We start from the raw sequence: 10080 nt of genomic DNA, 5'->3' as shown, positions 1-10080 counted from the left end.
TGTGCCGTGCCGGCGGTGGACGCCGGATTTGTGCGGGAATCGACCGCCGTTAACAACCGATCCATGTTGTCCGTCATTGAGTGACAAACACGACGGCAGAAGACGAAAAAAAACCCGGCCTCTCTTTGAAGAGAGAGCCGGGCTCCGGTTGTGCTCAGGCTTCAACCCGCGAGGGGTGAGCCTAGATTTCGATCGGTTCCTGGTAGTCGTTCAACACTTGACTGCCCGCCTCCCTGAGTGCTTTTTCGATCTGCGCCTTGGACGGAAGCCCCTCGAAATACCAGTCCATGTTCATGTCTTCGCCCATAGCAGGATGAACCCAGCCGGAGACTCGGTGGGTGTAGCCCTTCTTGCGCATACTCCGATCGCGCCGACGAACAGCTTCTTCTTCCTGCTTAACAAGTTTCTGGAACTTGGCGTCCAGGTCAGATATGAAGCAAGACTCGCACAAGCCGCCACGGTTCGTTTCAACCGTCGCCGGATCGTATGCAGGTTTGCTGCAACGCGAACAGGGCTGCAACTTGACGGTTGAGGCCAAGTCGATCACGTCCTGCTCGGTCGTGGTGCTCCACGTCTTTTGCGGATTCTTGAGATACGCCACACCCCCGCCTTTGAACTGGACACTGATCTGCAGGGGATAGTCTGGGTACATCCACACGCACGGGCTGACTGCGGAGGTGAGTTCGATCCCGTTTACATCGAAGCGATAATCGTAGGTCTTCACGTGCTTCTCCTTGCCGCACGAGCTTCGGCTTGTGCCCACCGCTCGCGTTGCCGACGTGCTGCTGCGCTTGCAGGATTCAAGGGATACCCTGTCGCCTGGTGCAGCACTGCCCGGGGCATCGATCGACCAGAGACATAGAGTGGAGTCGTGTAAATCTCGACTTGACCAAGCTCCACCGACTCCTCGAACTCGACCAGCTCGGCCTTCGTAGCATCACGAAGACCGATTGCGCCGACGACGACGCCAAGCTTGCCGCTGCCCTGCAACCGAAACCGCAGGTTGCTCCCGACGATCGAAGCTTCCGTGATGCGATGACCGCAGTTTTCGCGGTCGACACGCTGGAAGGCCTCGAAAATTTCCTCAAAGTTGCTACCCAGTTTCACAATGACTCCTTGATGAAGCCCCTTGCGCCACACGATCCGCTTGCGGGTACGTGAGACCCGCGGGGTGTTGGTGGTTGGATTTTTCTGCGGTTAGCGACCGAGACTGGCGAGCTTGCTTTCCAGGCCGGCGTAGATGACTCGACTACGCAGGTCATGCGCCATCAGCGGCCCAGCTTCCTTGAGCTCCTGCTGCACGTATTCGGCCATGGATGGATTGCGAACGATGCGCAAAACGGCAACCCACTCCCGGATCTTCTGACGCTGGGTGGCCCGTCGCCGAAGATGCCTGGATGGGGTATCGAAAACCCGCGCATTCCGGATTGCGAAGTTCGCGCGGATCGCGTCTTGGGCGATTGCAGGCAAATCTTTAACGCTCACCATTTTTGACTCCTACCGTGTGAGGCCGTGTTGCTCATTGAGGTGGCGAATCCGCTCCTCGATGATCGACTCGGCATGGTTGAGATCGCCCATCCAGCCACTTTTGAAAATGGCTGCTTGCAGCGCCTTGCGATCCGGAACCCGGTGCCTGACGCCGTAGAGGTGAAGGCCTTCAGGTTCGGTCAAGGTGACTTTCTCAAGCGGAAGCGCCCGGACGAATTTTTCGAAGACCTCGGTGGTGTTGCTTGTGGTCTGGTGCATGACGTTTTCCTCCAGGGTTAGCCAAAGTAGAAGATGTTCATCTGCCGCACGGTGGCCGCAGTCACCTCTTCACGAACATCGCCAGCGATCTCGATGAGATCGGATGCACGCTCCAACAGCTTGGCGCACTCCAAACCGACGTGGCACTCAAGATCCAGCTCGGCAATCTCTGGCTCAATGGGCACCTCGGCAAAGAACGGCATGGTTCGCATCAGAGCCCCTAGAGTCCGGGGATCGTTTCGAGACAAACATGCGAAAGGCTCGGCCTCGGTGCAGTGCCCCGATTCGGCCAGGCGCAACAGCACTCTGCCCAGCACATCGTTGTTGCCTGCTGCGCTGCACGATCGAAGAACATCGTCAACGATCGCGCTCTGCGTGACGACAAAACGCTGACAGCTTCTACACGGTTCACCTTGAGCTGCCCTAAGGGCTGCTTCGGTGTCCTCAGACAGGTACATTCCTGACATCACTGATTGAGTACTCATCGACTTCTTCCCTCCTTGGGATATGGTTGGACGGCACTCAGCAATGCGGTTCAGGCGAAGAGAAAAGAAACGGATCAGTCCAAAAAAGAACCCGGCATAGCCGGGTCTGTGTGATGAAGGCGCTTTATTGCGGTGAAATTTCCAAGAAACCGCGCAAACGGACCAAAGCGTCCCCTCTTGCGAGGTTGAACACGGGGATGCCGTGTCGTGATGCAAGGGCGATTGCTTGCCCGGTGCCACCTGTGGCTTGCGTGCGACTTTGCTCGTCCTCGACGCCATCGGGCGTCCAGCACAGAACGAAGTCGACAGGGCTAGAAAGGCCTCGACCGAGAACCTGGTAGCAGTTGCGCCCCATCAGGTTGCGAGCTGCGCGACCAAGCCGATCCCATCGAGGGTGGATCGTCGCGGCCAGGGTGAGCGCCTTGTCGCAAACGGCCTGGAACTCAGACTGCCTACCATTGAAGCCAGGCCAGGGCAGGTAGATTTCCTTGCGGGTGCATCCGGCCTCGAAAGAAGAATCCGCTCCGTTGGCGCCGCCACTGCGCAGCGTGTAGCCCAGCGCCTCGAGGCGGGTGGCGCAGCGCTGCATGAGCCCCAAGACCGGCTCAGGGGTGTTGCGTGAGCCGATTCCGGCATAGGTCATTGATCGCATCGGTGTAGCCTCTCAGTTGATGTGCGTATGAGATGCCTCAGCGACGCTAGGAATCATGTGGCCTGAGCATGCTCAAGGTTGTCGCACTAGCCGGCCTTGTACGCCTTCAGTGCGGCAGCAAGCTCAGTCTCAACCGGAGGACGGATCAAGTTTCGGCTCCTTAGGTTTTCCTGCGGATGGCCCGAGAAAGATGGCGGGCGCCACCCCGAACGACCCCTACGCCCTGCCCCCCGAAGCTGTATCCCCAAATGAGCTGCCAAAGCGTCGGCGTGGCCATCGGCAGCCAGATCAAGGCGGCCTTGGCGGACAGCGCCTCCTGCTGCCGGATAACCTGCTCCACGGCCTTCTTCTCGCGCCTACCGTCCTGGCCCCGGGCGCCCCAGTATCGGAAGCTCTTGAGCTCCACCACCGCCACGATCCCGTCCTTCCTTGCTACGAGATCGACGTCGCCCCCGCTGTGCAGGCGTTGGCCCAGCACGACGTTGTAGCCGTCTGACTCCAGCCGGTCTTTCGCCAGCTGGCCGTACTTCGCCTCCACCGCTTGGCCGTGCTGACGCGCATAGGCACGTCGATGGTGATGTGCGGCCAATGACGCCAACGCCGCACACAAAATGACATTCACCTGGAGACCAAGATCAACAATCGGGAGTGCCGCATTGGCGGTCGCAGCGGCCAGGGCGCCAATGAAGAAATTTCGGCGACGCAGATTGTGGCGCCAGGGCTCAAAGGCGTGTTTGCCGTGGCTCAAGCAAATCTCCTTCTTCTGTTCTTCGCTTTTTCTGCGCCTCCAAACCGTCGCACTGCTTCATCCCAACTCATGCGGACTGCCCGTCCGACGCCCTCCTCCCGCTTTTCATCCCACTCTTCAGCAATGATGAAGCGCTGCCAAAGAAGGCTTGTCCGTGAATCGTAGATCGTGCCGGGTGGCCACTTCTCCATCACCCCGGTGCGCCTGCACAGGCGGACGAAATGACGGCATTCGGTCATCTCCGTGTCAGGTTCTCCGATGGAGAAATCCACCACCCATGCCTGATTGGGATCGTCTTCGCACGGCGAGGCTGTCCAAAAGGTCCCTTTAGGCGTATCAGGAAATGCTATTGGATCGATGGTCGGGCAGGACTGTGTCTCATCGACAATGCTGAGCAACTCTTCCATCGTCGGCAGGCGCCACCCCTCCCGGACCCCTTCGTGCTCGGAAACCAGAACAAGATCAGGCTTGAAGTTGTGCATCACAGCGACTCCACCTCTGATGCGAGCGAATCAGCATCAGCCGCGATGCCGCCGAAGACCTCGAACAACTCGTTAGCGATCCCCAAGAACTCCGTGACGGAGAAAACGAGGTCTGCGTCAAAGATTTCGTCAGCCGAGGCATCACCTTCGGACTTTCCGTCGTTGTCGCCATAGTGAATTTTCGAGAACCCCAAATCGTCGTCTGCACTGCTGCACGTAATGATGAATGTCGTCGTTGATTCGTGTCGAAGGCCAAGCTTGACGGGCGATTTCCCCTCAAGAAGGTGCTCACGAATTTCCGGCCTGTCGAGCTCGTGTGCGGTGTACCGAACCTTGCTTTTTTCGTGGGTGAGTTCGCAATGCTCGCCAAGCATGAATCCGCCCTCGCACTCATTGTTCAAGAGCCATTCGGTCATCTTTCTGCTTGGCGGCTCGACCGTCCTTAGCTTACGAAATGAAGGCCTCATGCCACGCTTCATGAAGCTGTCGGTGAATGCTCCATGAAAATCTTCGACGCACTTTGCCGACGAGGTCAGTACGAGTAACTGCTTTCTGCTAGGAACCAGAACGCCAAACGTGTGCTTGATGCGGGTTGGCGCTCCAGGCAGCAGCGACTCGTAGACCTGATCCTTGAGCGCTTTACGCTCCTTCCGCGTCGCGGGGCGTCCTTCCCGCTTCTCGGCCTCGGCCATCGCGGCCGCAAGCTTCTTCTTGACCGTCGAGGCCGGGACGATCTTGCTTTCCTTCTGGAGGGCGACAAGATAGATCGAGTCGACGACATGAACCAGAGGGGCACTTTCTATCTCCTTGGGGTTGATCCACCCGAGATGATCTACATCCAACTGGCCGATGCCACTGAACTTGCGGCTTGCCAGCACCTCTTCGAGCTCCTCAGGGGAGTAAGGGCAGTCGCAGGAGAACACGAAGGCACTTCGGAGCAACATGAAAGCATCCGCTGAAAGAATTGACACCGATTCTATCGGAGTTATTGGAATCGTTCTCCGCATCCCGCTAAGATGCTGGTTATATGTACAGTATTCGCGGTGCGATTTCACCTACGGATGCATGCATCTCCTGCTTGCAGTATCAGCAACCTTGCGTCGCAGGATCAAAAGGAGATTCAGAATGGATGAAGTGAGAAAGGCGATCTTCGACAACCTGTCGCAGATCCAGACATTCCCCTTCGAAGAGAAGAAGGGGAACCTGACGTACCTGTCCTGGGCAAACGCCTGGGGACTGGTGAAGAAGGCGGAGCCAGACGCCGCGTTCACCGTGGTGACGTTTGACGCGAACGGCATCAGAACCGAGGGCGGGCTGCCATACCAGCGAACCGATATCGGGTTCATGGTCTGGACTCGGGTCACCATCGCCAATATGACCCAAGAGTGCTACTTGCCGGTGATGGATCACCGGAACAAGGCAAAGCAGGTCCCGGACATCCTCGACATCAACAACACGTTGATGCGGTGTTTAGTGAAGAACCTCGCGCTCTTTGGGCTTGGGCTTCACATCTACGCAGGCGAAGACATGCCCTTCGGGATGCCGACACATGCTTCCGAGGTTGATCCTGAGACGGGAGAGATCAAGGAAACAGTGAAAGTCCCCGTGGCCTCTTCACAGTCGAAGGCAGGTGGTAACGGTACATCCTCAACCTTTGCTGCAGCAATCGCCCGGGTTGGGAAGTTGCAAGCGGCCGAGATGCCGAATGCGAAGCGTATGGCTCCCATGCTGTTCCAGGGGGCTGAGCTCGAGCGATACCAGGAAGCACTCGCAGCGCGGGAGAAGGAACTCGCCTCGCCTGCGGCTGCAACAGCAGCAACGAGTGCAGCACCGAGCGGCTTGCCGATCTGATCGGCGCTCACCGCAGACTTCAATCAACCCGTCACTGATAATCTTTCAGTGGCGGGTTTTTACGTTGACGGAGGCGAACGTTGAAGAGCCAGAAGTTTGAGAAGCTGGGACGCGCGCAAAAGCAGTACCACCGAAACCATCCATGGCAACTTGCCAGCGGCGGCCTTTACATCCCGCACGACTACACGGAGAAAACCAACGCCGATCTCTCCTGGTGGGACGATGTCGGCTTCATCCTCAACAGGCGCCGCGTCATCGTCTGGTGGCAACACCCTCGCCACCTCTATTCGGAAGAGATTGGGCGACGTGCCCGAACGCTTGCAGGAGACGACCCGAGTGACGACTGGCTCTTCGAAGGCGGGACGAAGAACTACAAGCGCGCGGGCCGTTCGCGGAAGAAGCTCGTGAGCTACACGAGCAGGAAGCCATCGGAGGCCCAGCAGCGCTACTACAACTCGTGCAGGGAGATCGAGCAGCGCATGACCGTCGAGGGGATCGAGTTCGAAGTCGGGACATCCTGGAGTCGCGAGCGTCTGAGCTGGGCAACAGGCGTCGAACTCATCGTTCCGCTCGAGGTGCGAAATGAAACGGAACTGGCAGTCGTTGCGCAACTTGCCCGCCGGCTACTCTTGGGGCAGACCACACTCCAGACTGAGTTTCCGGGGTACCGCTACACCAGAGAGCATTGGCTTGCGGAAACGGATGGACCGCGTGGTATCGGCCCGCAATCTCACGCCTTGGTGCACCAGAGCACACCGTTACTCACTGCGGTAACGCCCACTCGATCGCCAGGCTGAACCTCGCCCTCGAGGACGACAGCAGGCCAGGGTTCCTTTTCGAACTCAGCAGTGAGCGAACCATCATCATTCACAGCAAGAATGTTGGCGTAGCTTTGAACTTGAGGCTTCCCTGAAAATACCTGCTTCAGGTACCGACAAGCGCCAAAAGCAACCGTAAATATCACGAAGATCAGAGCCTGAATTTCGATGCTGATCACCAGTCCGACGAGAACCAGTCCAGAGGTGAGCGCGGCCGCAACAGCAACCCAGCGCAACCCCTTGCGAGGTATGAACTGATCAATGAGTGCAAGTCCACCAGCAGCAAGCATCCACCAGTAGTCTGCAGGCAGGTTGGCGAAGAATGTCATGGGGAAATACGGTTAACGGCGCGCAAGCAAGACCACTTGATCTGCTCAAAGTCGGGGTGTTTGGGGGAGATAAGGTAGATCGTACCCTCAGCACAAACCGAGGACGAAGACACGGCAAGAAGTTGAGGTGGATTGTCGAAGAATCGACCACCAACTGCTTGCTCCTGCCCTGCCCGAACCTGCCTCAAGTCCAGCGGGGCGGATTGAGTGTCGGGAAGGCGTGCCTCGTGCAAGTACAGAGGCATGAGACAACGGCCGTTGGTGATCACCTCGCGCTCAAGCATGGCCAGAGCCGGATGCTCGAATCCATAGCAAGCCTGTTGCCCCGTTCGGTGCCAGCGACCGTGGTGGCGCCTGGCTTGCTGGAAACTGGCTGCGGACAGGCGCTTGTGCGGCGAGAGAAGAAAGCAGCGATTTGTGCTCACACTGGATCGCCATATAGCAATGCCGCCAGCACCTCTTCGATGAGCGCCCCGCCGTCTTCTGTAGCAAGCATGGAAAGTGGTGTATGTCCGCCAAGCCACCCTTGAGAAACCTTGAGCCAAGCTCGTGCTGCATCGCTTGATCCCAATGCTTGCGTCGCAAGGTGGTCGATTCTTACGAGCCTGGCCAGTCGTTCAGTCACAGAGGGGCTGAGCATCGCTGCTTCAGCGCTTAGTCTACGCACGCTGGCTGACGAGATCATCGCCATTGCGCAGATGTCATCGTATGTACAGCGAAACTCCCGGGACACCTCCCCGATTGCGCTGGCCGGGAGGCTCTTGCGAATCAACTCGATCCGGGTTCGGCGGTTCGCCGTCAGGACTGCCTTTCTGAACGCAGTCCACGCGCCCGTGCCACGCACCCCTCCAGCAGCGTCTTGCGTCACCGCATCTTCTTGATAAACCTTGACTATGTCATTCATAGCGATTGCCGAAAACTGCCAGTCTTGGGATGTTACAGCCCGACGTGGTAGGATACAAAGCAATCCTGACAGGAATTATAAGAAAACAGGGAATGTGGTCACCATACTTAACTGCACGTAGGTCTGCCCCTCGATGAAAAGACTGCTCTCACTTCTTGCGACAGGCTTCTTAGCCACGACACAAGTGGCCATCGCCAATGAAACAGAGATCGGAGATGGCATTGTTCGCCCGGCCGCAGTCAGCCCGTTTGCACCCTCGATACGTGTCGCGTTCTCGCCGGGAGAAGCAGAAGCCGAAGTCTTCGACCTCGTGCGTAAAGCTAACAAGAGCATTCGGATACTGACGACCTCTTTGGTCAACAGAGATCTCGCCGACGAACTCTTGTTGGCCAAAAGTCGTGGGGTCGATGTTCGCGTCCTCTTCTCTGGTGCAAATAAAGACCAGAAGTCCTTTGTTATTGCGTTTCTAAAAAACGCAGGGGTTTTCGCCGCCTATGCATCGACACGACAAACACTGAACTCGAATTTCATTGTCACAGATGAATCTAATTCCCTCGCAGGAAGTGTCGATTATGCAAGCACCTCGTTTCGTCGGAATTATGAGACGATCATGATCGTCAAGAATCACCCCGATGCAGCATTCAAGTTCATGTCTGCTTGGGATGCACTCGCTGCTGAGGCAGAAGACCCCGCGTCGGTGCGGCAGAAACAAGGAGCCCCAGGATGACCCCAGCCTTCTCTTATGAAATGGTCGCTGAGGCGTTCATGAAGTGGTTTGAGACCCAAAATGGGGAGCGCACGTCCTCAGAAGAGGCGCGTTGCCGTGAGCGCATCATCTCGCAGATCAAGCGCTTCTACCCAAACGAAGAGCGACTCAGCCAAGATGCACATCAGCTTATCGCTGCGCTCATGAAGAGTCAGGGCGCGAGCGGCTCCAGTGGCCGCATCGTCCACTAACCTCCCTTCAAAACAAATCCCAAAGAATTATTTCCGAGGGTTGATCCGTTTATATAAACGTGTAGAGTTCGACGCATCGCAGGCGAGCTTTCGCCGCAACGATGATCGAAATGGGAGAAATTCATGATCGAGAACTTTGACTCGTTGGAATCCGACTTCGAGGTCCAGCTGACCCCTGGCTCCGTCAAGACAGCCATGAGCGCGGTTGACGCGAAGTCGCGGGATCTCTGGCAAGTACCTATCGAAGCGATACGGGTGATCCCCGGCTTTAACGTCCGAGTCAAGAACACCTCGTATGACCAACATATTGAGGATTTGGCAGAATCGATCCTCCGCGAAGGCTTCAAGCCAGACAAGCCGCTGGCCGGTTATGTCTCTCAAGAGGATGGCGTCAACGTCATCAGTGTCGTTGATGGGCATTGCCGTCTCGAGGCGGTCCGCATAGCAATCTCTCGCGGGGCAGAGATCTCACGTTTGCCTGTGGTGGTGAGCCCCCCGGGAACCACCATGGAAGACCTCACCGTCTCCTTGGTCAGTTCGAATAGTGGCAAGGAACTCACGCCCTATGAGATCAGCATGGTTGTTCGAAGGCTGGTCAAGTTCGGATGGGAAACGCAGGAGATAGCCGCGAAGCTTGGCATTACCCAGCGTTACGTCGCAGGCCTTCTTCAGCTTGCCTCTGCGCCTCTCGAGATCAGGAAGATGGTCATGGAAGAGCGGATCGCGGCGCGCATGGCGATTGATGCTATGCGTGATCATGGGGACAAGGCCCTCGCCTTCTTGCTGCGGGCTGAGAAACTTGCGAACGCTCGTGGCCAACGACGCGTGACAAACAAGTTCGCCCCCGGCCGCGCCTTTAAGAAGGCTATTACGAAAAATGCCCCTGTAATGGCAAAGGCGATCGAGGATCTGCGTCGCGATCCAGGGTATGCGGCCCTCGGGGACGAGGTTAAGGCTCAGGTCGAAAAAGTTCTTGAGGCTTTCGAGCAGGCGCGAAAGAATGAAGCTGATGCCGAGGAAGAGGCAGAGGGCGCTTCCGAGCCAAGGCAAAACGATGAAGCCGCTTCAGGCATCCCTAATGATGCGGAAGATCTGTTCGCGGACTGAT

At 57.2% G+C, this 10080-nt stretch carries 17 protein-coding genes; 6 read left to right on the top strand and 11 right to left on the bottom strand.

Features of this window, described 5'->3' with window-relative positions:
• Window positions 1-181: 181 nt before the first annotated feature.
• From V7Z75_RS12590 to V7Z75_RS12570, 5 genes are all read right to left on the bottom strand, one after another.
• Window positions 182-724, bottom strand: a complete 543-nt coding sequence (locus V7Z75_RS12590; RefSeq protein ID WP_334109011.1) for a hypothetical protein — start codon at window positions 722-724, stop codon at window positions 182-184.
• Complete coding sequence (locus tag V7Z75_RS12585) at window positions 721-1107, bottom strand: hypothetical protein (RefSeq protein WP_334109010.1); 387 nt, start codon at window positions 1105-1107, stop codon at window positions 721-723. The genes V7Z75_RS12590 and V7Z75_RS12585 overlap by 4 nt, the downstream gene beginning before the upstream one ends.
• Before the next feature lie 90 nt (window positions 1108-1197).
• Complete coding sequence (locus V7Z75_RS12580) at window positions 1198-1488, bottom strand: hypothetical protein (RefSeq protein ID WP_334109009.1); 291 nt, start codon at window positions 1486-1488, stop codon at window positions 1198-1200.
• 9 nt (window positions 1489-1497) lie between these two features.
• The gene (locus V7Z75_RS12575) at window positions 1498-1746 is read right to left on the bottom strand and encodes a hypothetical protein (RefSeq protein WP_334109008.1); all 249 of its coding nucleotides are present in this window, start codon (window positions 1744-1746) and stop codon (window positions 1498-1500) included.
• A gap of 17 nt (window positions 1747-1763) precedes the next feature.
• A complete protein-coding gene (locus tag V7Z75_RS12570) occupies window positions 1764-2231 on the bottom strand; it encodes a hypothetical protein (RefSeq protein WP_334109007.1) in 468 nt (155 codons plus the stop codon).
• A gap of 247 nt (window positions 2232-2478) precedes the next feature.
• Between V7Z75_RS12570 and V7Z75_RS12565 the strand changes: the two genes are divergently transcribed.
• Window positions 2479-2853: a hypothetical protein gene (locus V7Z75_RS12565; RefSeq protein WP_334109006.1), complete on the top strand. Its 375-nt coding sequence runs from the start codon at window positions 2479-2481 to the stop codon at window positions 2851-2853.
• 190 nt (window positions 2854-3043) lie between these two features.
• On the opposite strand, the gene V7Z75_RS12560 is transcribed toward V7Z75_RS12565, so the two are convergent.
• From V7Z75_RS12560 to rdgC, 3 genes are read right to left on the bottom strand one after another with little or no spacing between them, the layout of a single operon-like run.
• Entirely contained in the window at window positions 3044-3631 is a 588-nt protein-coding gene (locus V7Z75_RS12560) for a hypothetical protein (protein ID WP_334109005.1), read from the bottom strand.
• On the bottom strand, window positions 3628-4113 hold the full coding sequence (locus V7Z75_RS12555; RefSeq protein WP_334109004.1) for an Lcl C-terminal domain-containing protein: 486 nt from the start codon (window positions 4111-4113) through the stop codon (window positions 3628-3630). Before V7Z75_RS12555 ends, V7Z75_RS12560 begins: the two co-directional genes overlap by 4 nt.
• Complete coding sequence (gene rdgC / locus V7Z75_RS12550; protein ID WP_334109003.1) at window positions 4113-5057, bottom strand: recombination-associated protein RdgC; 945 nt, start codon at window positions 5055-5057, stop codon at window positions 4113-4115. The genes V7Z75_RS12555 and rdgC overlap by 1 nt, the downstream gene beginning before the upstream one ends.
• A gap of 181 nt (window positions 5058-5238) precedes the next feature.
• Here rdgC and V7Z75_RS12545 point away from each other — a divergent pair, with 181 nt between their 5' ends.
• Entirely contained in the window at window positions 5239-5964 is a 726-nt protein-coding gene (locus V7Z75_RS12545) for a Sak single strand annealing protein (RefSeq protein WP_334109002.1), read from the top strand.
• Between the two features lie 80 nt (window positions 5965-6044).
• Window positions 6045-6761: a hypothetical protein gene (locus V7Z75_RS12540; RefSeq protein ID WP_334109001.1), complete on the top strand. Its 717-nt coding sequence runs from the start codon at window positions 6045-6047 to the stop codon at window positions 6759-6761.
• On the opposite strand, the gene V7Z75_RS12535 is transcribed toward V7Z75_RS12540, so the two are convergent.
• Genes V7Z75_RS12535 through V7Z75_RS12525 form a run of 3 tightly spaced genes read right to left on the bottom strand, consistent with a single transcriptional unit; the run spans window position 6695 to window position 8015 of the window.
• Window positions 6695-7111, bottom strand: coding sequence for an NfeD family protein (locus V7Z75_RS12535; protein ID WP_334109000.1), 417 nt, complete (start codon window positions 7109-7111; stop codon window positions 6695-6697). The two genes, V7Z75_RS12540 and V7Z75_RS12535, sit on opposite strands and share 67 nt — an antisense overlap.
• Window positions 7108-7536 (bottom strand): RES family NAD+ phosphorylase, encoded by a 429-nt coding sequence (locus tag V7Z75_RS12530; protein WP_334108999.1) that lies wholly within the window; start codon window positions 7534-7536, stop codon window positions 7108-7110. Before V7Z75_RS12530 ends, V7Z75_RS12535 begins: the two co-directional genes overlap by 4 nt.
• Entirely contained in the window at window positions 7533-8015 is a 483-nt protein-coding gene (locus V7Z75_RS12525; RefSeq protein ID WP_048704501.1) for an antitoxin Xre-like helix-turn-helix domain-containing protein, read from the bottom strand. The genes V7Z75_RS12530 and V7Z75_RS12525 overlap by 4 nt, the downstream gene beginning before the upstream one ends.
• Window positions 8016-8148: 133 nt before the next feature.
• Between V7Z75_RS12525 and V7Z75_RS12520 the strand changes: the two genes are divergently transcribed.
• The 3 genes from V7Z75_RS12520 (at window position 8149) to V7Z75_RS12510 (ending at window position 10079) form a co-directional block, all read left to right on the top strand.
• Entirely contained in the window at window positions 8149-8742 is a 594-nt protein-coding gene (locus tag V7Z75_RS12520; protein ID WP_334108998.1) for a phospholipase D-like domain-containing protein, read from the top strand.
• Window positions 8739-8972 carry a hypothetical protein gene (locus tag V7Z75_RS12515; protein WP_334108997.1) on the top strand — a complete coding sequence of 78 codons (234 nt, stop codon included), beginning with the start codon at window positions 8739-8741 and terminating at the stop codon, window positions 8970-8972. The genes V7Z75_RS12520 and V7Z75_RS12515 overlap by 4 nt, the downstream gene beginning before the upstream one ends.
• A gap of 123 nt (window positions 8973-9095) precedes the next feature.
• A complete protein-coding gene (locus V7Z75_RS12510) occupies window positions 9096-10079 on the top strand; it encodes a ParB/RepB/Spo0J family partition protein (RefSeq protein WP_334108996.1) in 984 nt (327 codons plus the stop codon).
• Window position 10080 lies beyond the last annotated feature (1 nt).

The sequence above is a fragment of the Methylobacillus sp. genome, assembly GCF_036844465.1.
Lineage (GTDB): Bacteria > Pseudomonadota > Gammaproteobacteria > Burkholderiales > Methylophilaceae > Methylobacillus.
Note: the sequence above shows the minus strand (reverse complement) of the source record. Positions and strands in the feature narration are given on the sequence as shown.

Bases quoted from the DNA above. Each gene is read 5' to 3' on its own strand.
- V7Z75_RS12515 (WP_334108997.1), top strand. From the start codon at position 8,739: ATGACCCCAGCCTTCTCTTATGAAATGGTCGCTGAGGCGTTCATGAAG.
- V7Z75_RS12520 (WP_334108998.1), top strand. From the start codon at position 8,149: ATGAAAAGACTGCTCTCACTTCTTGCGACAGGCTTCTTAGCCACGACA.
- rdgC (WP_334109003.1), bottom strand. From the start codon at position 5,057: ATGTTGCTCCGAAGTGCCTTCGTGTTCTCCTGCGACTGCCCTTACTCC.
- V7Z75_RS12575 (WP_334109008.1), bottom strand. From the start codon at position 1,746: ATGCACCAGACCACAAGCAACACCACCGAGGTCTTCGAAAAATTCGTC.
- V7Z75_RS12510 (WP_334108996.1), top strand. From the start codon at position 9,096: ATGATCGAGAACTTTGACTCGTTGGAATCCGACTTCGAGGTCCAGCTG.
- V7Z75_RS12555 (WP_334109004.1), bottom strand. From the start codon at position 4,113: ATGCACAACTTCAAGCCTGATCTTGTTCTGGTTTCCGAGCACGAAGGG.
- V7Z75_RS12545 (WP_334109002.1), top strand. From the start codon at position 5,239: ATGGATGAAGTGAGAAAGGCGATCTTCGACAACCTGTCGCAGATCCAG.
- V7Z75_RS12570 (WP_334109007.1), bottom strand. From the start codon at position 2,231: ATGAGTACTCAATCAGTGATGTCAGGAATGTACCTGTCTGAGGACACC.
- V7Z75_RS12535 (WP_334109000.1), bottom strand. From the start codon at position 7,111: ATGACATTCTTCGCCAACCTGCCTGCAGACTACTGGTGGATGCTTGCT.
- V7Z75_RS12525 (WP_048704501.1), bottom strand. From the start codon at position 8,015: ATGAATGACATAGTCAAGGTTTATCAAGAAGATGCGGTGACGCAAGAC.
- V7Z75_RS12580 (WP_334109009.1), bottom strand. From the start codon at position 1,488: ATGGTGAGCGTTAAAGATTTGCCTGCAATCGCCCAAGACGCGATCCGC.